Origin of the sequence: Motilimonas sp. E26 (assembly GCF_021278025.1) — a bacterium.
In the GTDB taxonomy this organism is placed as follows: domain Bacteria; phylum Pseudomonadota; class Gammaproteobacteria; order Enterobacterales; family CBDFNC01; genus Motilimonas.
Genome location: NZ_JAIBHJ010000002.1, coordinates 46,094 through 70,474, shown reverse-complemented (window position 1 = coordinate 70,474; position 24,381 = coordinate 46,094). Strand labels below are relative to the sequence as shown.

The 24,381-nt window shown below is 43.0% G+C and carries 23 protein-coding genes; 11 read left to right on the top strand and 12 right to left on the bottom strand.

What is annotated here, in order from left to right:
* Positions 1-31 precede the first annotated feature (31 nt).
* The gene (locus tag K1M91_RS01650; protein WP_232799817.1) at positions 32-1,084 is read right to left on the bottom strand and encodes a hemolysin family protein; all 1,053 of its coding nucleotides are present in this window, start codon (positions 1,082-1,084) and stop codon (positions 32-34) included.
* A 367-nt stretch (positions 1,085-1,451) separates the two neighbouring features.
* On the opposite strand from K1M91_RS01650, the gene hupA reads away from it, so the two are divergent.
* Entirely contained in the window at positions 1,452-1,727 is a 276-nt protein-coding gene (hupA, locus tag K1M91_RS01645) for a nucleoid-associated protein HU-alpha (protein ID WP_119910462.1), read from the top strand.
* Between the two features lie 149 nt (positions 1,728-1,876).
* Here the strand turns inward: hupA and purD are convergent, their stop codons facing one another.
* Positions 1,877-3,169, bottom strand: a complete 1,293-nt coding sequence (purD, locus tag K1M91_RS01640) for a phosphoribosylamine--glycine ligase (protein ID WP_232799816.1) — start codon at positions 3,167-3,169, stop codon at positions 1,877-1,879.
* A 114-nt stretch (positions 3,170-3,283) separates the two neighbouring features.
* The gene (gene purH, locus K1M91_RS01635) at positions 3,284-4,876 is read right to left on the bottom strand and encodes a bifunctional phosphoribosylaminoimidazolecarboxamide formyltransferase/IMP cyclohydrolase (protein ID WP_232799815.1); all 1,593 of its coding nucleotides are present in this window, start codon (positions 4,874-4,876) and stop codon (positions 3,284-3,286) included.
* Positions 4,877-5,176: 300 nt separating this feature from the next.
* On the opposite strand from purH, the gene zntR reads away from it, so the two are divergent.
* The 4 genes from zntR to arfA all read left to right on the top strand — a co-directional run bounded on the left by zntR (position 5,177) and on the right by arfA (position 8,373).
* Entirely contained in the window at positions 5,177-5,596 is a 420-nt protein-coding gene (gene zntR / locus K1M91_RS01630) for a Zn(2+)-responsive transcriptional regulator (protein WP_232799814.1), read from the top strand.
* A complete protein-coding gene (locus tag K1M91_RS01625; protein WP_232799813.1) occupies positions 5,590-6,801 on the top strand; it encodes an SO_0444 family Cu/Zn efflux transporter in 1,212 nt (403 codons plus the stop codon). Before zntR ends, K1M91_RS01625 begins: the two co-directional genes overlap by 7 nt.
* A gap of 257 nt (positions 6,802-7,058) precedes the next feature.
* The gene (locus K1M91_RS01620; RefSeq protein ID WP_232799812.1) at positions 7,059-8,057 is read left to right on the top strand and encodes a hypothetical protein; all 999 of its coding nucleotides are present in this window, start codon (positions 7,059-7,061) and stop codon (positions 8,055-8,057) included.
* 91 nt (positions 8,058-8,148) lie between these two features.
* Complete coding sequence (gene arfA, locus K1M91_RS01615) at positions 8,149-8,373, top strand: alternative ribosome rescue factor ArfA (protein ID WP_232799811.1); 225 nt, start codon at positions 8,149-8,151, stop codon at positions 8,371-8,373.
* A gap of 109 nt (positions 8,374-8,482) precedes the next feature.
* On the opposite strand, the gene fis is transcribed toward arfA, so the two are convergent.
* The 4 genes from fis to K1M91_RS01595 form a co-directional block, all read right to left on the bottom strand.
* Positions 8,483-8,782 (bottom strand): DNA-binding transcriptional regulator Fis, encoded by a 300-nt coding sequence (gene fis, locus K1M91_RS01610; protein ID WP_232799810.1) that lies wholly within the window; start codon positions 8,780-8,782, stop codon positions 8,483-8,485.
* A 26-nt stretch (positions 8,783-8,808) separates the two neighbouring features.
* Positions 8,809-9,768 (bottom strand): tRNA dihydrouridine synthase DusB, encoded by a 960-nt coding sequence (dusB, locus tag K1M91_RS01605; protein ID WP_232799809.1) that lies wholly within the window; start codon positions 9,766-9,768, stop codon positions 8,809-8,811.
* A gap of 178 nt (positions 9,769-9,946) precedes the next feature.
* Positions 9,947-10,828: a 50S ribosomal protein L11 methyltransferase gene (gene prmA / locus K1M91_RS01600; RefSeq protein ID WP_232799808.1), complete on the bottom strand. Its 882-nt coding sequence runs from the start codon at positions 10,826-10,828 to the stop codon at positions 9,947-9,949.
* A gap of 256 nt (positions 10,829-11,084) precedes the next feature.
* On the bottom strand, positions 11,085-11,507 hold the full coding sequence (locus tag K1M91_RS01595; protein ID WP_232799807.1) for a hypothetical protein: 423 nt from the start codon (positions 11,505-11,507) through the stop codon (positions 11,085-11,087).
* 318 nt (positions 11,508-11,825) lie between these two features.
* Between K1M91_RS01595 and K1M91_RS01590 the strand changes: the two genes are divergently transcribed.
* Positions 11,826-12,464 carry a response regulator transcription factor gene (locus K1M91_RS01590; RefSeq protein WP_232799806.1) on the top strand — a complete coding sequence of 213 codons (639 nt, stop codon included), beginning with the start codon at positions 11,826-11,828 and terminating at the stop codon, positions 12,462-12,464.
* Here K1M91_RS01590 and K1M91_RS01585 read toward each other — a convergent pair.
* From K1M91_RS01585 to K1M91_RS01565, 5 genes are all read right to left on the bottom strand, one after another.
* Positions 12,447-14,252 (bottom strand): hybrid sensor histidine kinase/response regulator, encoded by a 1,806-nt coding sequence (locus K1M91_RS01585; protein ID WP_232799805.1) that lies wholly within the window; start codon positions 14,250-14,252, stop codon positions 12,447-12,449. The two genes, K1M91_RS01590 and K1M91_RS01585, sit on opposite strands and share 18 nt — an antisense overlap.
* A gap of 202 nt (positions 14,253-14,454) precedes the next feature.
* Positions 14,455-14,907, bottom strand: coding sequence for a type II 3-dehydroquinate dehydratase (gene aroQ / locus K1M91_RS01580; RefSeq protein ID WP_232799804.1), 453 nt, complete (start codon positions 14,905-14,907; stop codon positions 14,455-14,457).
* A 243-nt stretch (positions 14,908-15,150) separates the two neighbouring features.
* Entirely contained in the window at positions 15,151-17,100 is a 1,950-nt protein-coding gene (acs, locus tag K1M91_RS01575) for an acetate--CoA ligase (RefSeq protein ID WP_232799803.1), read from the bottom strand.
* Positions 17,101-17,411: 311 nt separating this feature from the next.
* Entirely contained in the window at positions 17,412-18,035 is a 624-nt protein-coding gene (locus tag K1M91_RS01570; protein WP_232799802.1) for a 3'-5' exonuclease, read from the bottom strand.
* A 2-nt stretch (positions 18,036-18,037) separates the two neighbouring features.
* Complete coding sequence (locus K1M91_RS01565; protein WP_232799801.1) at positions 18,038-19,843, bottom strand: DUF294 nucleotidyltransferase-like domain-containing protein; 1,806 nt, start codon at positions 19,841-19,843, stop codon at positions 18,038-18,040.
* A 220-nt stretch (positions 19,844-20,063) separates the two neighbouring features.
* Here K1M91_RS01565 and K1M91_RS01560 point away from each other — a divergent pair, with 220 nt between their 5' ends.
* From K1M91_RS01560 to K1M91_RS01540, 5 genes are all read left to right on the top strand, one after another.
* The gene (locus K1M91_RS01560) at positions 20,064-20,630 is read left to right on the top strand and encodes a GspH/FimT family pseudopilin (protein ID WP_232799800.1); all 567 of its coding nucleotides are present in this window, start codon (positions 20,064-20,066) and stop codon (positions 20,628-20,630) included.
* Positions 20,621-21,322, top strand: a complete 702-nt coding sequence (locus K1M91_RS01555) for a prepilin-type N-terminal cleavage/methylation domain-containing protein (protein ID WP_232799799.1) — start codon at positions 20,621-20,623, stop codon at positions 21,320-21,322. The genes K1M91_RS01560 and K1M91_RS01555 overlap by 10 nt, the downstream gene beginning before the upstream one ends.
* Positions 21,319-22,434 (top strand): pilus assembly PilX N-terminal domain-containing protein, encoded by a 1,116-nt coding sequence (locus K1M91_RS01550; RefSeq protein ID WP_232799798.1) that lies wholly within the window; start codon positions 21,319-21,321, stop codon positions 22,432-22,434. The genes K1M91_RS01555 and K1M91_RS01550 overlap by 4 nt, the downstream gene beginning before the upstream one ends.
* Entirely contained in the window at positions 22,427-23,134 is a 708-nt protein-coding gene (locus tag K1M91_RS01545) for a prepilin-type N-terminal cleavage/methylation domain-containing protein (RefSeq protein WP_232800037.1), read from the top strand. Before K1M91_RS01550 ends, K1M91_RS01545 begins: the two co-directional genes overlap by 8 nt.
* A gap of 64 nt (positions 23,135-23,198) precedes the next feature.
* Positions 23,199-24,338: a 3-phenylpropionate MFS transporter gene (locus K1M91_RS01540; RefSeq protein ID WP_232799797.1), complete on the top strand. Its 1,140-nt coding sequence runs from the start codon at positions 23,199-23,201 to the stop codon at positions 24,336-24,338.
* The last annotated feature ends 43 nt before the right edge of the window (positions 24,339-24,381 follow it).

Here is a 24,381-nt window from a genome sequence, read left to right as displayed (position 1 = left end):
TATGACTGCGCCACAAAACAGGTGCGGCGGTTTATTCTGGTTTTTCTATAATCCCGTCGGTGTTTCTTTGATGGCGGATCCAGCGTGCTTTTGCCAATCTTTGCATATCTGCTATTTTATCTTGCTCATCGACAATCTCTATTCCTAATAAGGTTTCGACCAAATCTTCCATGGTAACAATACCTTGTACGTCGCCGTATTCATCAACCACGAGTGAAATATGGTTTCGTTTTTCCAACAAACTTTGGAATAGAGCAGGGATAGCAGCGGTATCAGGAACTACATACAGGGGCTGTAAAAGCTGTCCGAGCTTAATGTTTTCGCCACCTTGCTGGTTCATTAAGATATCGTGTTTGTGGACAAAGCCAATAACATTATCTTTTTCTTTACTACTTAATAATATACGTGAGAAAGGTGCGTCGGCATGTAGGCTTAAATATTCACTCACAGTCATGTTTTTATCGACGCTAAACAATACTGTTCTTGGCGTCATAATATTCTTTAATTTGGTATCACGAGTGCTTAATAAGCTATTAATGATCTTACCTTCGTTATCGGCCAGTTGACCCGTTTCACTGCCTAAGTGGGCCATGGCTGCTATTTCTTCGCGAATATGTTCGTGACCATGATGCTGTTTACCGATCAGTTTCGTTATCATGTCCGACAGCCATATAAAGGGCTTGAGCAGTGAAATCATGACAGTGAGGATGGGCGCGATGACTAAGCCTAATTGGCGCCAGTAGGTTGCGCCTATGGTCTTAGGCAATATTTCAGAAAACACCAAGATGATCAGTGTTAGTACAGCTGAAGTGACGCCTATATATTGATTATTAAACAACACCGCAGCTTGTGCTCCAACACCTGCTGCACCCACAGTATGGGCGATAGTGTTAAGAGTGAGGATTGCAGCGAGCGGTTGGTCAATTTTTTGTTTTAGCTTTTCTAGTTGAGCGCCGCGTGTTGGATGATTAATCGACTGCGCGCGAATATAGCTCGGAGTTACGCTTAACAATACAGCTTCTAAAATTGAGCAGATAAAAGAAACGCCGACAGCCAGCACTAAAAAGAAAATAAGAAGAAACAATGGCACTCCAAAGTATTTATCATTAAGTAAACGAAACCACTTCAGTTTACCTATTTATTAGGGAAGGAAAACCTTTTTTGTAGTTTAAAAATGACAGTTTAATAGCGCGATGTTAGCGGTTTCTTGGTCATCACATTAGGTTTGTGCTGCTTTTTCTTGGTTTTATCTGCGATCTTTACGATTATTTTTCAATCAGCTAGACCAAGTTTTGAGTGATAAAAGGGTTAAATTGTGAGCTTGTACGCAGAAGTTGGTTAAAGGGCAGGCAGTTAGCGGTTTTTGCGGGATAAACCCTTTGCGCATGGGCTTGTTTTTGAATACATTGAACCCGCTAATAAGTCCACAACGACCTTGGAAAGGAAGTCTCATGAACAAAACTCAACTGGTTGATGCCATCGCTGAAAAAGCAGATCTTTCTAAAGCACAAGCTAAAGCTGCGCTAGAAGAAGTGTTAGCAGGTATTACCGAAAGCTTAAAAGACGGTGAGCCAGTACAGCTTATTGGTTTTGGTACATTCAAAGTGAACCATCGTGCAGCGCGTACAGGCCGTAACCCACAAACAGGTGCTGAAATTCAAATTGCTGCAGCAAACATCCCTGCGTTTGTTGCCGGTAAAGCACTAAAAGACGCTGTTAAAGCGTAATTTTTGAAATAAAGAATAAATAAAAAGCCAGGCAATGCCTGGCTTTTTTGTATCTGCTGTATTTGAAATCACTGATTATTCGCAGAACGAGTTCTGCTCCTACGTCAGGAGTTAGTCCCCGTAGGAGCGATATTTATATCGCGAAAGATCTACTTAGCTGCTTGCTCACGTGCAATGGCGCGGTAAGCGATGTCAGTACGGTAAAACGAGTCTTTCCAGCTGACTTGCTTGGTTAGCTCATAAGCACGTTGCTGCGCTTGTGTCACTGTGTTACCTAATGCAGTAGCACACAGTACACGACCACCGTTGGTTACCGTGTTGCCGTCTTTTAAGCTCGTACCTGCATGGAACACTTTCTCGCCTTCAACATCAACAGTTGGAATGCCAGAAATCACATCACCTTTAGCGTAGTCACCCGGGTAACCGCCAGCGGCTAATACAATACCCACTGCTGCGCGAGGGTCAAATTCAGCGGTGACACTATCTAGCTTGCCGGCTTCTGCTGCTAAACATAGTTCAACGATGTCAGATTGCATACGTAGCATGATAGGTTGTGTTTCTGGATCGCCAAAGCGACAGTTAAACTCAATCACTTTCGGCGTACCGTCGGCCATGATCATTAGACCTGCATAAAGGAAACCGGTGTAAGTGTTACCTTCTGCCGCCATGCCGTTCACTGTGGGGTAGATCACTTCGTTCATGATGCGATCGTGAATTTCTTGTGTGACCACAGGGGCAGGAGAATATGCGCCCATACCGCCAGTATTTGGACCGGTATCGCCATTGCCAACACGTTTATGATCTTGGCTTGTCGCCATAGGTAGTACGTTTTTACCGTCAACCATTACGATGAAAGACGCTTCTTCACCATCTAGGAATTCTTCGATGACTACGCGGCTACCCGCTTCGCCAAAAGCGTTACCTGCTAGCATGTCGTTAACCGCATCAATGGCTTCTTGCTCGGTCATGGCAACAATCACGCCTTTACCCGCTGCTAGGCCGTCTGCTTTAACCACAATTGGCGCACCTTTCTCTTTGATGTAAGCCACTGCTGGCTCAATCTCAGTAAAGTTTTGGTACCAAGCGGTCGGAATATTTTGGCGTGCAAGGAAGTCTTTAGTAAACGCTTTAGAGCCTTCTAATTGCGCTGCGCCTTGAGTTGGACCAAAGCATTTAAGGCCAGCAGCGCGAAACGCATCAACCACACCTATTACTAATGGCGCTTCAGGGCCAACAATGGTGAGCTCTACTTGGTTTTCTTGGGCGAATTTAACTAATGCAGCAATGTCTTCAACACCGATAGCTACGTTTTCAACTTTCGCTTCTAGGGCTGAGCCGGCATTACCTGGCGCAACAAATACCGTTTCAACACTTGGGTTTTGTGCGGCTTTCCAGGCTAGGGCGTGTTCACGGCCGCCGCTACCAATGATTAATACTTTCATGTTTGATCCTTAATTAAAAAGACTCGCAGATAAATACGACGCTTTTTATTAGCAGAGAAATTAAAGAAAAATAAACAAAAACGGCTAACCTGAGTTAGCCGTTTAAAATTGGGATTAGTGGCGGAAGTGACGCATGCCAGTAAATACCATTGACATGCCGTGTTCGTCGGCTGCGGCAATCACTTCGTCATCGCGCATCGAGCCACCTGGTTGGATCACACAAGTGATTCCGGCCTCAGCTGCTGCGTCGATGCCGTCGCGGAATGGGAAGAATGCATCCGATGCCATAACGCTACCAGCCACTTCTAGGTTTTCGTCAGCGGCTTTAATGCCTGCAACTTTGGCACTGTAAACGCGGCTCATTTGGCCTGCGCCAACACCGATAGTCCATTTGTCTTTAGCGTAAACTATGGCGTTTGATTTCACGTATTTTGCTACTTTCCAGCAAAATAGTGCATCGCTTAGCTCTTGCTCAGAAGGTTGACGTTTGGTGACCACTTTAAGGTCGTCTAACGACACCATGCCTTGGTCACGATCTTGTACTAACAAGCCGCCATTAACGCGTTTAAAGTCAAAGCCTTTGGTTTTATCGCTCCATTCGCCACACTCTAATAAGCGTACGTTTTTCTTCGCGGCAACGATTTGCTCAGCGGCTGCGCTGATTTTCGGTGCGATGATTACTTCAACAAATTGACGAGACACAATTGCTTCTGCCGTGTCAGCATCTAGCTCACGGTTAAAGGCAATAATGCCGCCAAACGCTGAGGTTGGGTCCGTTTTGTAAGCGCGGTCGTAAGCGTCTAAAATATTGTCGCCTAATGCTACACCACAAGGGTTAGCGTGTTTAACGATAACACAAGCAGGTTCACTGAATTCTTTAACACATTCTAGTGCTGCGTCAGTATCAGCGATGTTGTTGTAAGACAGAGCCTTACCTTGGATTTGACGAGCGGTTGAAACAGATGCTTCATCAATGTCGTTTTCAACATAGAAGGCTGCAGCTTGATGGCTGTTTTCGCCGTAGCGCATGTCTTGTTTCTTTTGGAACTGTTGGTTGAAGGTGCGTGGGAATTTAGATTCTTCATCGCCTTCTTTATTTTCGCCGTAGCTGGGTACTTTAGTACCGAAGTAGTTAGCGATCATGCCGTCGTATTGCGCAGTATGTTCAAATGCGGCAATGGCTAGATCAAAACGTGTTTGGTAAGTTAGGCTACCGTCGTTGTTGTTTAGCTCAGCTAATACGCGGCCGTAGTCGCTGGCGTTAACTACTATGGTCACATCTTTATGGTTTTTAGCCGCTGAGCGCACCATGGTTGGGCCACCGATGTCGATGTTTTCAATCGCATCTTCAAGGCTACAGTTTGGGTTCGCAACCGTGGCTGCAAATGGGTAAAGGTTTACTACTACCATGTCAATTGGTTGAATGTTATTTTCAGCCATTACACCTTCATCAGTACCTCGACGACCTAAAATACCGCCGTGAATTTTTGGATGCAGTGTCTTAACGCGGCCGTCCATGATTTCTGGATGACCGGTGTAGTCGGATGCTTCGATTACTTTAATGCCGTTGTCAGCCAGTAATTTAAACGTGCCGCCGGTAGACAGAATTTCTACGCCTTTTTCTGCTAACTCACGCGCAAAATCCACAATACCTGTTTTGTCAGATACGCTGATTAGCGCACGTTTAATAGGTCGAGCTATGTCCATTTCTACTTTTTCCCGTTATTGATTTGAAGGTGGGTAAAACAATTTTTATCGTGCTATTGGTGTTTTTATTTGCACGTAAAAATTGGCGGGTATTCTACCTTAATTTGTCTTGCTTTTAACCAGAAAAAACGGAATAAAAAGGCATTAAATACGTTTTTTTTGTGTAAAAAAGCATCGAAATGGGCCTGCGTTGTGATCTGGGTGGGGGTTTATTTACGGTTATGTTGAAATAGTGCTTGACCTTGGAGTGAGGTCTAAGCTTTAGAATGGATGCATTCATTAACAACATAGGAAAGCGTCATGTATCGAATTGGTGAGATGGCTGCTCGCTGCGGCTTAAAGACTGACACATTAAGATTCTATGAAAAATCTGGGCTATTGGTGCCCAGTGCTCGGAATGAAGCTGGGTATCGCTTATATAACCAAAATGATGAAGCTAAGTTGCATTTTATACTACGTGCTAAAAGCGTGGGTTTTTCATTGGATGATATTGCTGAACTGTTGTCAATTCGTTTGGAAAGTGAGGAACACAGTTGTGCTGAGCCGAAATTAATTACCGATACTAAGTTAGCACAGGTGGAAGCCAAGATTAGGGAATTAGAAATTTTTCGCTCTTCACTGCAAAAGCTTAGTGATTCTTGTTGTGGTGGAGCTGAACCAGCTAGCCACTGTTCAATTTTAGAAGCGCTAGCCGCTAGTGATAAGGAAGCATTATGTTAATTAGTAATTTTGTAGATTTGTTTATGGAGTCTGCTCCTTGGATGATGTTAGGTTTACTGATTGCTGGACTGATTAAAGAATGTATTCCTGCTGACTTTTTGGCGCGACATCTTGGGGGAAAGGGATTTAAAACCACCATTAAGGCAGCCTTTATTGGTGCACCTTTGCCTCTGTGCTCATGTGGAGTCATCCCGGCGGCTCTTGGCTTAAGACGAAATGGTGCCTCGAAAAGCGCTACCACGGCTTTTTTAGTGGCAACACCTGAAACGGGGGTTGATTCAGTTTCGGTATCGTACGCACTATTGGGGCCTTTTATGGCGATTATTCGTCCTATTGCAGCGATAGTAAGTGCTATTGTAGCGGGTTTGTTAGTCGGTAAAGAAGAGCAATTCTATGAACAACATAAAGCCGATGGACACGCTCAACAGCCGAGCAAAACCAGCTGCTGCGCGAGTGAAAAAGCAGCTGTTGTAACAGAGCCGGCGAAATCAAGTTGTTGCGTGAGTGAAAAATCATCAGCGGTAACGGAGCCGGCGAAATCGAGTTGCTGTGCGAGTGAAAAAGCGTCATCAGCTTCTGACTCTGTGCCATCTAGCTGTTGTGAAAGCGAAAAAATCACGACCGCGGAACCTGTTGTTAAGCACAAATCCATATTATCTAAATTAAGCTCAGGTGTGACGTTTGCTGCCACCGACTTAGTACGTGACATCAGTGTTTGGTTGTTGATCGGTTTATTTTTTGCCGCGCTCGTTAAAACCTATGTTGCAACGGATTTTCTAGCGCAATGGGGGGACAGTATTTGGGCAATGTTAGTCATGGTGCTTATTAGTGTGCCTATGTATATTTGTGCCACAGCTTCAACGCCTATTGCAGCAGGATTACTCATGTCGGGGATTAGCCCCGGGGCGGTATTGGTATTTATGATGGCGGGTCCGGCGACTAACGTGGCGACACTCGGTGTGGTGTATAAAGAGTTAGGCAATCGCGCACTTGTGGCTTACTTAGTTGGCGTAATAGGTATGTCGCTGGTCTTTGGTGCGTTAACTAACTATTTGGTTGCCGTGTATGGTTTTCAGGTGGCGCCACTGTCGGCAATGGATCATCAATTACTACCAAGTTGGATCACTATTGGCTCAAGTGTGTTACTCGCGGTATTAATGGTGAAGGTGTTTTGGCAGAAAGCGCAACAACGCATACTTAGTTAGTTTACCTGTGGTACTTGTCATCAATATCAGTTTTGACCAATTAGGCAACATTAGGTTAAAACTGATATCCTCACTCGTTAGTATGAGTTTTTTAGAGTAGCCCTTGTTTCTGTATTTTTGATCTCGCCTCTTGAAGTCGTTTAGGGATATTATTTTAGCTTTGCCTGTTGATTAATAGATTTACAAGGCAATAACTTGTAAAGTTTGAGCATATTTTTTAATAAACTTTTTATAGCGATAATATGGCGGGAGCAAGGATGTTTAATAAAGTAGTCATGGTGCTATTACTGGCATCAGTGATAGGGCAAGCCCATGCGCGAACAGGGCACAAATATGTGGTTGAATTAGGTGACGCAGTGCATAGTGAAAAAGTCCCTGCAGCTTCTTCACTGGTCACTACGGGTGATGGCATTTTTGCTGTTAGTGATATGTCGCCTTTTCTCTACAAACTCGATAAAGCATTTAATGTTGACTCGTTAACGACCATTAAGCAATTTCCGGCTGAAAGCTTAACCGAGAATGGCACCTTAGGCAGTGATATTAAGCCCGACTATGAGTCGATGACGCTGGTGCCTTTTGAGGAAGGTAAAGCCTTTTTAATCTTAGGCTCTGGCTCTAAAGCTATGGTGCGTGAATGGGGTTACTTGGTTAGTCAAGATCACTCTAAAATTATTGAGCGCTCATTAACACCGCTCTATAGTCAGCTCCATAAAGCGGGTAATTTTACTGAAAAACAAGAGTTTAATATTGAAGGCTTAGCTGTTGCGAATGAGCATACTTATATACTCAACCGTGGTAATTTCGGCGATAACTTAATTTTTGAAGTTAAAACTGCTGAGCTAGTAGAGTACATGTTGGGTGGGCGTGATCAAGTTGAGCACTTAGTAGTGAAAAAAGTAATTTTGCCTAGGATGCACGGTTTTGAAGCGGGTTTATCGGGCGCGACCTATTCAGAAAAGCTAGATAGTCTAGTTTTTACCGCATCGATTGAAGCCGCCAGTAACATTAACAAGAAAGGCTACATTTTAGGGAGCTTTATTGGTGTGTTACCTATGGTGAAGTATGCCACTGAAAATGAAATTGATCTGACATTCTACTCAGCTATTTTACAAAAAGACGGTAAAGCAGTATTAACTAAAGCTGAGTCTTTAATGATTTCAGAAGACAATGAAAATTACATTAAAGGTGCCTTAGTTTGTGATAACGATGATGGCTCCAGTGAGTTCTTCCACTTTAATCTGAAAAGAAACCAATAAAGCCATTCGATTTCTATTGCGTAGTGACTGAATTTGGTTCAATAATGTGCCGTGCTAAATAACTAGCACGGCTTTTTTATAGGTGAAAATGATGAAAAAAAATAAAAAAAAGGTAGCAATTCTACCGCAAGGGCAAGGTCAAACAGACTTTTTGTTGCACAAAGGTACCATAGGTGAAAGTGCGGTGAAGGCTGTATTACATACGCCGTTATTTAAGCAACGTATTGAAAAGGCTAAAAAAGGTAAGGGAAGCTACCAGCGTAAAGGTAAATTTGGTAAAGGCATGGAGCCTAGCCTCAAGTTAATGGTTGCATAGCCCGTTAATTTTAGCCTAGGCTTCATTGTTGAGTAAAATGAGAAGACAAAAAAAGGGTTTAGCTATAATAGCTAAACCCTTTTTATTACAAGCAATTAAGCTTGTTTGATTAGTTCATGCCGTATTTCTTCAACTTCTTGCGAAGTGTGCCACGGTTTATGCCCATCATGTTTGCTGCGCGTGTTTGGTTACCACGAGTGTACTGCATGATTACATCTAGTAATGGCGCTTCTACTTCAGAAAGTACCAGATCATACAATTCAGTTACATCTTGACCGTTTAACTGGGCAAAATAGTTCGTGATTGCTTGTTGTACTGAATCACGAAGTGGGCGTTGAGTCGTCTGGCCTGTCGCTGGAACACTGGTAGTAGTGGTTAGCGCTTCAGAAGAAATGTTTTGTTCGAACATAAGATATCAGCTCTTCTTTGTTTAGTTTAATGCATGAAAAAATCTTCTAATACCTTAAGCTGTATCATTGCAGACTCTAAGGTATTAAAATTTTTACGAAAATCTTCAGTATTCGGTTGCTCTTTTAGGTACCAACCCACATGTTTGCGAGCGATACGGGTACCTGTATACTCCCCATAAAAATCATGCAATTGTGCAACATGATCTAATAAGTTCTCAGCTATTTCGTCCCGACTAGGTGGGGCCAGAAATTCGCCAGTCCTTAAAAAATGGGCTATTTCTCGGAATATCCAAGGTCGTCCTTGTGCTCCCCTTCCTATCATTACGGCGTCTGCACCAGTATAAACCAGTACTTCTTTCGCTTTTTTAGGGCAGGTAATATCCCCATTAGCCACCACAGGCAAGCTTACACTTTGCTTGATCGCTTTTATGGTGTTGTACTCGGCGTTGCCTTTATACATACACTGGCGAGTTCGACCATGGACCGCTAATGATTGAATGCCAGCAGCTTGCGCTAGCTGAGCTATTTCAATGCCATTACGGTTTTCGGGATCCCAGCCGGTGCGTATTTTCAACGTTACCGGTACATCTACCGCATCCACCACACTTTCTAATATGGCTTTTACTAAATCGGGCTCGCGCATCAATGCTGAGCCGGCTAACTTTTTATTTACTTTTTTTGCTGGACAGCCCATGTTGATGTCAATTATTTGTGCGCCACGCATTACGTTTTCACGTGCTGCTGCGGCCATCAACTCAGGATCTGAACCAGCAATTTGTACAGAGCGTATGCCCGTTTCATTTTCATGATCCATCCGGTTTTTCGATTTCTCGGTAGACCAGACCAATGGATTACTGGACAACATTTCTGACACCGCCAAGGCGGCACCATATTTTCTACACAGCTGACGAAATGGCCGGTCGGTAATACCTGCCATAGGTGCTAAAATAACTGGGTTGTCTAATTTATAATCTGCAATCCGCATGAAACGCACTTACCTCTCACATGGGCGGCGTAGTGTACGCATTTTTGGCGCTCGAGGAAAGGTTAATAAATAGACATTTTGTAAAAAAAATACTTGCAAAACGCCCTATATTTAGTGTTTGAGCTGCTTTGGATCACACTCCTTGGCGGCAAGTCCATCAGGGAGTGTCGTTTTGATATTAGATTTTTTGGCCGGACAAACGTGCCCATTCATCTTTTATGGTTGGGCTATCCATATTAAATTGCGCCTTGTATACAGCGTTTAGTTCGTCGGCTTGCTGTTCTAAAATGCCTGATAAGCCTAATAACCCTTGTGGCTTGACTAGTGCGCTAATCGGTTGGAACAGCTCACGAAGTGGACCTGCGAGAATATTGGCAACCACCACATCTGCTAATAGGCCTTCAGGTTGATCTTTCGCTAGGTATAATTCTATTTTGTCTGCTACGTTATTTCGACTCGCATTATCTAAGCTAGCGGTAATGGCTTGGGGGTCGATATCGATGCCAATGACTTTGGCGGCGCCAAGCTTTAAGGCGGCAATGGCTAAAATACCAGAGCCACAGCCAAAGTCGATCACCGTTTTACCGGCTAAGTCTAAACTTTCTAGCCACTCAAGACATAAATGTGTGGTGGGGTGAGTCCCAGTGCCAAAAGCAAGACCAGGATCAAGCATGACGTTTACCGCACTTTCGTCTGGCACGTCACGCCAACTCGGACAAATCCATAATCGCTTGCCAAATTTCATTGGATGGAAATTATCCATCCACTCGCGCTCCCAGTCTTTATCTTCAAGTTGCTCAACTTTCCAAGCAAAATCGGGTGTCATAATGGGGTGTAGTTTTAAGGCTTCGACAATAGGAAACAAATCTTGGTCGGCTTCATATAAAGCGACGATATCGGTATTTCCCCAAAGGCGGGTTTCGCCGGGCAATGGCTCAAAAATGGGCGTGTCATGGGCATCTAAAAACGTGACGGCTAAGGCGCCAGAATCTTGCAGTAGTTCGCTAATTGGCTCAGCCGTTTCTGAGGTAGCGTTAAGTTTTAATTGGATCCAAGGCATAGCTGTCTCTCATTGTTTGACATATAAACGCAGATGAGTACTTTCGCAGGGTAGTCATCCTCTGCTGCTAATGGTAACACTGGCTACTACTCGCGCAAAGGAAATGGGAGCTAATGGTGGCGGCAGTGATGTTGTAACAGCTTACAATAACTAGGTTTTGCAAGCCTTCAGGGGCGCTTCATATCTTGCTGTTAGCTAATCAGAGAAGCGTAGCAAGTCAAATAAATAACCCTTATTTACGTTTTAAGAGTTTATGCTATTGATCAATTTTTCTATTTGACGAGCGTCGGGTCGGGGCGTAAATGCTGATCTCTTGCCATTCATGTTGGCGGTGTTGGTAGCGTTGATAGAGTTTGTGTAATGCGTAAAGCACTATTGCTGTTGCTGCTACCATCGTTCCTGTTTCGGGGATGGCTTGTAATAACCAAGCCGCACCTGCGATGAGTATAAAAGGGGTGAACTCGTAGAGCCATTCAGGCCAAACAAAGTGGGTTCTAGTCGGTTTTCGGTGCTCATCTTTTCTGCGGTAATTAGAGCGCATTACCCAAATCAAGGCGCCAATAGAATATAAGATAAAGCCTGCAATCACACCGTAATAGGGCTCGAGCATAGAGATACTTCCGATACCTGTTAATAGGTAGGTGCTAGGGAGTACTTCGTAAGTCACCTTGCTAAGCATAAGACTTTCTCCAAATTAACCAGAGCCCGTTGGTAAGATGCAATTTTGTTAACACGCAATTTTTTGTTATTTATGCTCATAGTTGCTAAGCCAATTATTTGCAATGAAGCTGTAGCTAGCGTTTTGATCACATAAATGACATTAATTGTTAAAAAAATGTTGCATTTGGTATTAAGCTTAGTACTTAAAGTGTGATCTAGCCAAGATTAGTTACGCGAATCTATGACTAGGTACCCAGTTATATAATTACATCTTCATAGCATTATGATTGTAAAAAGATAAACAGATATGATGAGGGTTGGCCGCAGTGAGAGAAATATGAATATTAAAATTGCAGTGATAGATGATCATCATTTGTTTTTACACGGTATGGAGCTGATTTTAAAAAATACCGGAGCAGAGGTGGTCATTTTTGAAAGTGCCGCTTCAGCCTTAGGGGAACTATCTGAGGTTGCGCCTGATCTTATTTTAATGGATCTTTCGATGCCAGAGATGGACGGCTTTAGTATGATCCACGCCTTAGCGGCGCGTGATTTTCTGTTGCCTATTGCGGTGGTGTCGGCTTCTGAAGATATTTCACAGATCTCTGATGCGCTTGATGCTGGTGCGATGGGATTTATTCCTAAATCTTATCCACCTGACGCTCTTGTTCGTGCTATTGAATCTATTATTGATGGCCATATTCACGTTCCCGAGTCTATTGCACTGGGCATTAAGCAATATAAGGAATCTTTAGCGCAGTCACCCGAGTACTCCTTATCTCCGCGGCAGATGGATGTGCTTAAACTTCTTGCAAAGGGCTATCCCAATAAAAAAGTGGCCGATATTTTGAATATTTCAGAAGACACAGTGAAGTTTCATTTACGTGGTTTGTTTAAGATACTTGGGGTATCTAATCGCACAGAGTCCGTTACTCGCGCTAATGAGTTAGGTTTGCTATCACAAAGACGGGCATAACTTTCTGATTGCCATTCTTAGTTGTGCGCCTTTCACTGGTTTATGCAGTAATAAATAACCGTACTGCTGAGTGGAGTGGCAAGGGGTTAAGTTAATATCACCCGTAAGAATAATGGCTGGTAAAGTAGTTTGATATTGTTGGTTGAGCTTGTTGAGCAAAGTTGGCCCATTATATCCACCGGGTAAGTTGTAGTCGGTGATCACTAGTTGAACAGTATGTTCCATGGCGAGAGCCATCGCTTGGTTGCCATTAGCTGCTTGAAACACTTGGTAGCCCCAGCTCTCTAACATCGCCGTCATGGCCTCTAAAACCATCTCATCGTCATCAACGAGCAATACTGCTTGGTTGGCTTGCTCTGTTTTTTCGCCTTCATCCCTTTGCAACAGAATCTGCTTACTGGCGTCACCTTTTGGCAACTCAAAGCTAAAAACACAGCAATGGTTAGGTGTTGAGGTGACGGTCAAATTGAGCGCTAACAAATTGCTTACTTTTTTAGCGAGGGCTAAGCCAAGGCCTAAGCCTTTGTTACGATTGCGTTCAGGGTTATCCAGCTGTTTAAATTCATCAAAAATATTGTCTATTTGATCGGCTGGTATACCTTGGCCTTGGTCCCAAACTTGTACTAGTCCCTTACCATTTTGTCGACGAATGCCAATTAGTACTTTGTCACTTCTGCTGTGTATCAGTGCATTTTTAACCAGTTGCTCCAATACTTTTCTCACTAATATAGGGTCGCTATAGGCGATAAAATGGGTATTAACGAGTGCTAGCTTAACTTGGTTTTTCTGGGCTAATGCTTGCAGCTCGTCAACCACGCTTTTTAATACACTTTGCAATTGAAAATGAACCTTTTCAGAAGGCGTATTACCGGCATCTAATCGGGAAATATCAATCAGGGCTTCAAAATATTGGCTTAAAGAATCGATGGCAAGGCGAGATTTTTCGAGTAAGTTGATACTTGGAGTTGCTTTTAACTGCTGCGTTAATAGCTCGTTGTAAATATTTAAACTGTGTAGGGGTTGGCGTAAATCGTGGCTGGTCGCAGCAATAAAGCGTGATTTATCTTGGCTTACTTTAATTGCCAGTGACAAGGCGTTTTGTTGTTGCGCTTCATAAAGTAGCAATTGGCGTTGATCGCGGTGGCGGGTGCGCATTAAGTGATATGAGTAATAAACAAAAAATAGGCAGGTAATTAGTTCGGTAATGTGATGCTCCAGTCGTGTCTCAGGGATCATGTTGATAATAAAGATATACATCAACACGGCCAGCAAACTATGCCACAGAGAAATCCACAAACGACTGGGAAATACATAACAAGCTAGGAGGGGGTAGCTTATGAACAACACCGTATAAAAGGTTTCTGAAATACTAGGTAAGGGGTTGAGAAACCAACGATCATAAAAAATCGCAAAGAAAAAGCACAATATATAAAGTTGGAAGACGCCTACCAGCGCATTAAAGTGGCGTGGCTTACTGGCTTTAGTTGATTGCCAATAAATACTGCCTGCTAATCCCGCTAATAGTAAGCGTAAACTTAAAAATACAAAGTAGTGTGGTTCGAACTGATATTGAACATAATCGAGATAGCTAGCACAGACAATTAGGACACTAAAAATAATCAGAGGAACGCGTATGGTTTGGGCTTGGCTTGGCCACAGCTGTTGTTGCGCTTGGGCCTCTTTTGCTTCATCGGCAAAATAACCGCTAAAAGGACAAATGCGATCACGTTTATTCGGTTGCGGCGACATCAATAATTTGAGTTCTGAAATACTGGGAAGCGTTAGCATATCATAAGGCTACTAGTAAAAAAAAAGCCCGACATAGTCGGGCAATCGCCAATTAGCTCTCTCGTGTCAATGGCGTAAAAAACGGATTACACAACCGCTCTCACACTGTTGTGTAAATGTAGACCGTAAGCACGAGGTAGATAATGACAACTTTTTGATGTTAATGTAACTACCCATATGGGTAGTTTTACACAATTGTTAATTACTCTGCCGTTTTTAGTTTATTGGCGACTGCTCTTAAAGCCAATTCATAACCTTGAGTACCAAAGCCGCAAATCACGCCGGTAGCCTTATCACTTAAGTAAGAGTGGTGGCGGAAACTTTCCCGAGCGTGGACGTTAGATATATGCACTTCAAAGAAGGGAATGTTAACGCCTAGTAGCGCATCGCGAAGTGCAACGCTGGTGTGGGTGAAAGCGGCAGGGTTGATAATAATATAGTCAACATGGCCCATAGCTTGGTGGATCTTTTCGATTAACTCGTATTCACGGTTTGATTGCAGGTGATCAAGATCCAGTTCGAACGTCTCAGCTAAGCGAGTGAGATCTTCAACCACATCGGCAAGGGTCTGCGCACCATAGATTTCTGGTTCACGCATGCCGAGTAAATTAAGGTTGGGGCCGTTTAATAATAGAACTTTGCAATTTTTTGACATTGATCCATTTCTCTTAACAAGATCTTTGCAGATATGTTGCCAAATTAAGCGGTAATTAGACAAAGATCAAGACATGTTTGAATTGATGAAACAAAACTTGAAAGCATCGGTTTTATGATGTTAAAGCTAGTTAAATCAGTTTATTACACTGCTTTCTATACTTTTTAGTTAAAAAAAAAGCCGGCTAAAAAGCCGGCAAGCGAGTGTAGAATGGAATTTTTTCTTATGCTTTCAATAACCCTTTTATACTACCTTGGATTTTTCTTCAATCAGTTTATCAACCACAGAAGGATCCGCCAGTGTTGAAGTATCGCCTAATGTACCGGTGTCGCCCGTTGCGATCTTACGTAGGATCCGGCGCATAATCTTGCCTGAACGGGTTTTTGGTAGCGCTTCTGCCCAATGTAAAACATCAGGTGTAGCGATTGGACCTATCTCTTTACGTACCCATTGCTTCACTTCAGCGTGTAGCTCAGGCGTTGGCTCTTCGCCTGCGTTTAGGGTGACATAGGCATAGATACCTTGACCTTTAATTTCGTGTGGTACACCCACTACGGCCGCTTCAGCTATCATTGGGTGCGCAACTAGTGCACTTTCAATTTCAGCGGTACCCATGCGGTGGCCAGACACGTTTAATACGTCATCAACGCGACCTGTGATCCAGTAGTAACCATCTTCATCACGGCGTGCGCCATCACCGGTAAAGTACATGCCTTTAAAGGTTGAGAAGTAAGTTTGTTCAAAGCGTTCATGATCGCCATAAACGGTACGCATTTGGCCCGGCCAGCTGTCTAGCATTACCAAGTTACCTTCGGTTGCGCCATCTAAGATCAAGCCTTCATTATCTACTAGCGCAGGTTGCACGCCAAAGAACGGACGTGTGGCTGAGCCGGGTTTAAGTGCCGTGGCGCCAGGCAGTGGCGTGATTAAAATGCCACCCGTTTCTGTTTGCCACCAAGTATCCATAATTGGACAGCTTGCATTACCAATAGCACGGTAGTACCACTCCCACGCTTCAGGGTTGATTGGCTCACCCACAGAGCCCATCACACGTAGTGAAGTACGTTTAGTACCAGCGGTTGCTTCATCACCTTTCGCCATTAATGCGCGGATTGCAGTTGGCGCAGTGTAAAGAATAGTTACTTGATGTTTATCAACTACTTCACTCATACGAGCCGTTGAAGGGTAGTTCGGCACACCTTCAAATAAAATGGTGGTTGCGCCATTTGCCAATGGGCCGTAAACCAAATAAGTGTGGCCAGTGATCCAACCTACATCAGCTGTACACCAGTAAACATCACCAGGTTGGTAATCAAAAATGTATTTGAAGGTCATGGCCGCGTACACTAGGTAACCACCTGTAGTGTGCAGAACGCCCTTTGGTTGACCCGTTGAACCAGAAGTGTAAAGAATGAATAATGGGTCTTCCGCATTCATTGCTTCAGGCTCACATTCTAGCGATTGATTTTCAGTAATTTCATGCCACCACACATCGCGGCTATCATTCCAAGCAACATCACCGCCGGTACGTTTGAGTACAATCACTTTTTCAATGCAAGTAACAGCAGGGTTTGCGAGGGCTTCATCAACGTTTTTCTTCAACGGTACCGCACGGCCGCCACGTAGACCTTCATCAGAAGTAATGACTATCTTAGAGTTAGAGTCAACAATACGACCTGCTAATGCATCCGGTGAGAAACCACCAAATACAATAGAGTGAACCGCGCCGATGCGGGTACAAGCTAACATGGCAATAGCCGCTTCAGGCACCATTGGCATGTATAAGCACACCACGTCGCCTTTTTTCACGCCCTGCGCTTTTAATGCGTTAGCAAATTGACACACTTCTTGGTGCAATTCTTTGAAGGTTAATTTTTTGTCTTCGGCAGGGTTGTCACCTTCCCAAATGATAGCTACATCATCGCCACGAGTTGCTAAGTGACGGTCAATACAGTTGGCTGAAACGTTTAGTTCACCATCTTCAAACCATTTGATGTTGACATGGCCTGGGTCGTAAGAAGTATTTTTTACCTTGGTATAAGGGGTGATCCAATCAACAATGTTACCTTGTTCACGCCAGAAACCTTCTGGGTTAACAACCGATTGTTGGTACATCTTTTGGTAGCCCGCATCATCAATTAATGCATTCTTTGCGATGTTTTCTTGTACTGGATAAACCTTTATATCACTCATTATCACTCCTTGAAGGGAATCACTATCAGTTTTGCTATGCCACTGTTGCAGGCTGGCGCTAGCCTGAAATATATAATTAAACTCGAATAAAACATGAGTTTTAACAATTAGACCTTTGGCTAACACTATATAAAACTGAGACTTAATATTTTGGTGAACATCATAGACGGGTAAAGGTTAAAGTAATGTGAACCGCTTCACCTAAATATTAATTTTTGTAACATGTGGTGTATCTGACTAACCCGTGAATAATGGGGAGGTGGCGAAAAAATTATTTTTAGTTTTTGATATAAAAGTATTTTTATTACTTCTTACATTAGTTTCGGGCGTTTACCTTGTTGTAACTGTAAATACATTAACGCGACGGTGATCGCATCCCCAAGGGCGCTGTGACGACCAATAATGGGAACACCTAGGGTGTCAGCTAAGGTTTCAAATTTGTGATCAAGCCATGCGTCTGGGTAATAAGTGTTTACCTTTTTATAGTACACATGGCATAGCTCGATGGGTTTATTCGGTAAATGAAAGCCGTAATACAGCTCGGTATAACGGTTAATTAAGGTGATATCAAATTTCACAAAGTAACCCAAAATGGGGCGGTTACCAATGAAGGTGAGTAATATTGGCAAAGCTTGCTCTAGGCTCATGGCGCCAGCTATATCTTGATTTCTTATGTGATGAACTGGAATTGAGTCTTGATTAATAGGTTTAGGAGGCTGGATTTTTAAACTCAGTTTTTGTGAGGTAAGCACTTGGTTACCACGAATTTTAACTGCACCTATGGTTAAAATGTCTGCGCTTTGTGGATCTAAACTGGTGGTTTCGCAATCAATTGAAACGACTTCATCTACGCTACATGGCGTAAATAACCCTGCAAATGGTCCCTTTGCTGCACGCATCTTATCAAATGGTCTTAGTAACCGTTGAAAAAGCATGGTTAATAATCTCGAATCATAAAGTGGTGGGCTAAAAAGCTTTTAAATTTTTTCACTACATGTAGACCGTGGCGTAATAGATCGCGTTCGTTGGGGGTAAGTTGAGTAATATCGAGTAAGTTCATACCTTGCTGGTGAGGTGTTAAATGTTGCTCTAATCGTAGCCAAAAAAACAGTTGCAGCGTTTCTTGCAGATCTTGTGACTGTTTTTGCTCTAACACCCGTAATTTGGCTAGCTCTCTAATGCGCGCCAAAGTATTGGTTGTAGCAATGCCTTGTTCAATCGCCAATGAGCGAATGCCATGAACAATAGTAAATATGCCGCCTTTTTTAATATCAAGCCCAGCATCATTAGATTTGATATGGCCAAAAAAATTCAAAGGTGAGCCAAACTGTAAGGCGATGCGGGCAAACTGTGACAGCATGACTTCTTTACCTTTACAGCCATCTATTATTTGTTGTTTTAACGGGGGCAAAAGCGTTTTATCACCTGCGACGGCATGGGCATCATTAATAATGGCTAATTGCATCAAGCTTTCGCTGTCACCCGATTGTCCGTGTAATAACCACTGTTCAATTTGCTCATGCCATTGATTGCTGGTTTTTACCCAAAACGGGTTGTTAACCATCACTTGACCGGGGCAGGGCGGATAACCAAAGCTAAGTAAGTGCTGACTAAACGCTGCTAATGTAGCTCGTTGCTCAGGCCAAATAAGATGCTCGCCTAAAATTAAACCGTTATCTTGGTCGGTTTTTAATATTTGTTCGCCACGTCCTTCACTGCCCATGACTATCAAACAAACTTGGTTTTGCACCGACTCTGGGACTAATAGTTCAAACAGCTTCTTCATTATCTGACCATTCATGGTGGCCAGTAGCTCCATAATGAACACAATTTTAATGCCGTTGTTGGTGAGGTTTTCGACCAGATTATTTAAAGTTTGCGCGGCTTTTTTTAGCTCTTCAATATTCTTCGCACGTGCAATACGTAGCGCAATCACATGGGAGTGGGTGGAAAATAAACTCAGCACATGAGCCATTTCCATAATACCAACGATGCTGTCGCCGTTTTTTACCACCACCCGTTCTATTTGATGCTGGGTCATGGCCAACATGGCGTTAAACAAAAAGTCACCTTGCTCAATACTAATTAAACGGTAATTGGCGTAGTGGGCGACGGCGGAATCTAACGTTTGCTCGTCTAATACTGCCGCGCGCAACAAATCGGTACCAGTGAGCATGCCGTAAAGCCCGTCTTGCTCAACAATTAAGGTTTCCAACTTTTGTTCTAGCATCATTTTAGTGGCGGTTTTTAAGCTCACATCGCTGCCAATAACTATGGCAGGTTGCACGTTAGAGTCATCAATACGGGTCAGAATAAACTCAGCTAAGTTTTTATTACCTTCACGCGCTTCAAGTTGTGCATATTTTTGTGCTAAATCCCGTTGAAAATAATCGGCAAAGGCAGCGTTGCTGTTGAGCAAATCACGAAATACATCGCTTGGCAGAGTATGGCAAATGGTTTCTTCTATTGTTCGATAATCGTGTTTGCATGGGCTGCCAAATTGGCTGCGAATATCAAAGAAGTCGTTATTAGTGTAGTGAGCGAAAATGGATTGGTTTGCCTCGCTGAACTCTTCCACCAATCCTTTTAGCACAATATAAAGCAAGCTAGCGGTCTCACCTTGCTTTATGAAGTGAGCTTGTTCGGGGAAATAGACAATATCTAAATGATCCAAAAAGAGTTTCTGCTGATTTTTGGTTAACAAATCAAATGGTGCATGGGTAAAGGTAAAGTGCTCCGCCACAATTAACTCCTCTAACGGTTTGAAATTGTTCAGCGCTTCTTTTGAGCTTAGCGAACTAGCAAAGATTAACTAGCCAGACTTTAGTCTGATCACACTATTAATAAAAACATCACTTAACTGCTTCTAAGTGATAAATCTATCGTTTAGTTGACTAAACTGTGATCTGAGTATCGAGGTTATTTTTTGTTCATGTTAAAATGCCAGTGGCTAAGAAGGGAATATGTTAAAAAAGGTGAGGGGGTTTAGTTACGGATTTAACCGTAAATTTACCCAAGGATTTACCTTAATAGAGTTAATGATAGCGTTAGTGGTCATGGGAATTATCCTTGGCATTGGTTTACCTTCCTATCAAAGCTTAACGCAAGATCAAAACTTAAAAGGTATTGCAGAATCTACCTATAGCCGGTTAATGCATGCCAAGAGCGAAGCGCTAAAGCGTAATCAAAACATCTACCTTCATTTTTGCCAACAAGGTAACAAATGGAAAACGGGTTTAACTGACTTAGCGAGTTGCGATTGTTTTACGGCAAACTCCTGTACATTAGATGGCCTAGACACCAGTGCTGATTGGGTTGACGGTGAGAAGATCACTTTAGCAACAGTAGAACCAGTTACCTTTAGTGATAATAAAGTACAATTTTCATCCGTGCGTTTAACTGCAAATGGCGGTACAATTCGGCTAGAAAATGCGCAGCATAAACAATTAAATGTGATCACTAGCCCACGCGGCAGGGTCAGAATCTGCCAAGTAGGCGATGTAGGATTAGGTTACAAGGAATGTATCTAAAAAAACAACACGGCTTCTCACTTGTCGAATTAATGATATCCCTAGTACTAGGCACCTTAGTGATCGCCATGATCTCCAGCCTATACGTCAGTGGTGTGGTTAATAACATCAACAGTATCAAATACTCCCGTATGAAAACCGACCTTCAGGCAGTGATGCACCTGATGGAATCTGATATTCGCCGTGCAGGGTATAGAGGGGATACCATTTCTTATGCGATGGGCACGGTATCCGGTGCTAATAATTTTATGTGGGAAGAGGACGCAACTATTACCATTGGCGGCGTTGTGAGCGCTGCTTCTGCTGGCGTGGCAACGAAAATTTTTGCCCACAATAGTGTCCCTGATAGCTGTATAGTGTTTATGTACGATTTTAATAAAACAGGTGGTATTCCAGAGGCGGAAGAGCGCTTTGGCTATCGCCTAAAAGATAATGCCGTTCAGCTTGGCCACTCAATTGATGCCAATCCTGCCGATTGCACCTCTTCTGGTACATGGGAAAAAATAACGGACCCGAATTTAATCACTATTAAATCACTGAAATTTACTCCCAGAACGATTGATAGCGATAGAACCAGAATGCGTTTGATTAAAATTGACTTAACTGGCGAAGTATCAATAGCGCAAAAAACAGCAACAGAAACCATGTCATCAGAAATACAAATTCGAAATTTGGAGTTATATAGACAATGAAAATAACACAACTTTCAAGCAAGCAATCCGGGTTAGCCATGCTAACCGTTACTTTATTATTGCTTATCTCTGCAACCAGTTTTACTTTTTTTAGTGTTAAATCGCGGGTGATGGAAAGTAAAATTGCAGCAAATGATTATCGCTATCGAGAAGCGTTTATTAATGCTGAGGCGGGAATGGATTATGCCTTTAGCTTAATGAATAGTAAGGGGTGGAAAGAAGCTTCAGCTTTGCCTAGTACAGATTTAGGATCGGGGAGGAAGCTTTATACAGTGACAGACGCTAACAGATATACCGTTGAAATTGAAGAAATGTGTGTCGATTGCAGCACAGTACGAGTCACATCTAAAGGAAAAGGCGATAGCGGAAATAATACTAAGACTATAAGTCGTATAGCTGATGCTAGATATGGTGTGAAAACTATTGATTCACCATTATTGGCTGCTGGCTCTTCTACAGTCGTTGGGTCAATAAATATTAACGGCGAATATAACCATAGCCCCGTCTATGCCGAACATGCAATCCAAACAGGTGGTCCTGTTTTTGATAAATCGGGCGCCTCTGTTGCTTTATATCCTGCAGGTTCAGATGAAACGGGCGTAGACTCTCTTCGTGGAGATAACTTTTTAGCGTATATGGGAGTCCCAGAAAAAGATTGGACTGATGTTCGAGATAGTGATGAGGTTGCGGTCATTGCTGATTGTAATGAAACGACTATAGATACTGCTTTAGCACTTATACCTAAGCCTGTTGCCCTTTGGGTTCAGGGTGACTGTGTGTTGACCGCTGATGTTGGTGTAGATGGAGACCCTACTACATTGATTGTTCAGGATGGTAGTTTATCAGGAGTTGCGAATATTTACGGTTTGTTGTATGCCTTTGATTCGACCAATGTGACAGGTGGTTCTGCTGAAGGTGTCTCACAGGCAAGTTTCGCTTTTGATTTAAATGGGCAGATACATGGGGCGGCTATTTTTGATTACAAATATACATTCGGCTATCAAAACACCCTGCACATAGTTTATCGCTCAGATTATTTAACCAGCCGTCTAAATGGAGATGCTGCGTCGGCATATTGGGTTCCAGGTGGATGGAGTGATTTTGATGCGTAATAAAGGGTTTGGATTATTAGAAGTCTTAATCTCTTTACTGGTGATTTCAGTAGGGGTAATGGGAATTATTGGGTTACAAAAGCACATGAGAAAGAAAAGTGCTGAAGCAGAAGAACATATGATTGCTGCTCGCTTGGCTCAGGAATCGTTTGAAAAGATACGTGTATTTGATGAAAGTAATTTTTCTACAGTTGTGGTGAGCGGAGCAGTTTCTCAGGCATATAATGGCACTACGTTCACCGTGACTAAATCATCTCCAACAGATATAACAATTGTACCAAGCAGTGGGATTGCTACAGGCAAGCAATTGAAAAAATTGACTATTGATGTCAGCTGGAATTCGTTAGACTCAGGTGATTCTAGAAGTATAACTTTGGCCTCAGATCTATCCCCTGTTACCACGTTTAAGTCAGATGAGTTTTTTGATTCTATTAATGGCGGCGGCTCTGGTACTGGAGCACCTCTAAAACTAGTGCAAGATCCCTCAAACCCATTACATATACCTCCAAGCTATGTTGAGAATGCTCCATATTATCAAGGCGACCAAATGAAATTTGGTGCGGATAAGTACGTATGCAAGGTTATGTCCCAGTGTAGGAATCATAATACTTGGGGACCCAAACCAGGAAATGACACAAATTTTGAATTAACGTGGGCTAAATGTACTGGTGGTGTCTGTCCGCAGCCTCCTTATCCATAACTTTTATAACATTATCATTTATTATTCGCTACAATAGGCACTTATTCTCCAAGGAGTTCACTAAGTGCCTTTTTTATCTTCTCCCCTTTGGCTTGCCAGCTTTTTCTCCTTATTTTTCTTTGCTTGGGGTATTTTCCTGCCTTTTTGGGCGTTATGGCTGGAAGGTGAGGGGTTAACCGCAGGGCAAATCGGTTTGGTGTTAGGCACAGGGCTTTTTTTGCGCTGTATTGCTAGCTTATTGATTGTGCCGCGGGTAAAAAAAGAAAGCCAGCTGCTACCTGTGATCCGCTATTTGTGTTTCCTTACATTAGCTTGTTTTGCAGTATTTCTATTTCTACAAGGCTTTGTGTTACTGGCGCTGGGTACCTTACTCGCCAACTTTATTATCTCGCCGTTAATGCCACTTGGCGATGCGTTGGCATCAAAATGGGTTAGTCAAATTCGCCTTGATTATGGCAAGGTGCGCTTATGGGGCTCGGTGAGCTTTATCGTATCATCCAGTATTATGGGCGGGCTGATCACCCGTTTTGACCACAACATTATTCTCTATGCCATGTTGGCGAGTCTATTGGCATTAGTGCTAATGAGCTTAATCAAGCCCGCTACCCTGCCTAAAGATACTCAAGTACAAAACACCGTTCGCACGCCGCTGTGGCAAGTGCTAAAAAAACCAAGTGTGATCCGTTTTATTATTATCACCAGCTGTATTCAAGGCAGTCACGCGGCGTATTATAGTTTTAGCTCTATCTATTGGAAAAGCGTGGGCTATAGCGAAACCAGTATCGGTTATCTATGGGGCTTTTCGGTATTGGCCGAGGTGTGCTTTATGGCTTTTGCCAGTAAATGGTTTGGCCAATGGCGTGCTAGCCAACTGTTTTTATTAGCGGCAGTGGGGGTTGCGGTGCGCTGGAGTTTACTGGCAAGTACCACCGAAATTAGCGTTATTGTGCTGGCGCAAGCCATGCACGCAATTACCTTTGCCGCTGCGCAAATTGCCGCCATTCGTTACATTTCAGAAGAAGCCTCTGCGGAATATGCCATTCAACTGCAAGCCCTGTATGCCGCGATTGCTTTAGGTTTAACTACCGCGGTACTTACCTTAATGTCAGGCTATTTTTACCCGACTTGGCAAGCCAATATATTTTGGCTGATGGCGGTGCTGGCTTTACCTGTGTTTTACTTGGCACGGCAGCGCCAGATCTAACTCTGTGATGTTTTTGCTTGTGTTGATTTAACGCTTTAATAAC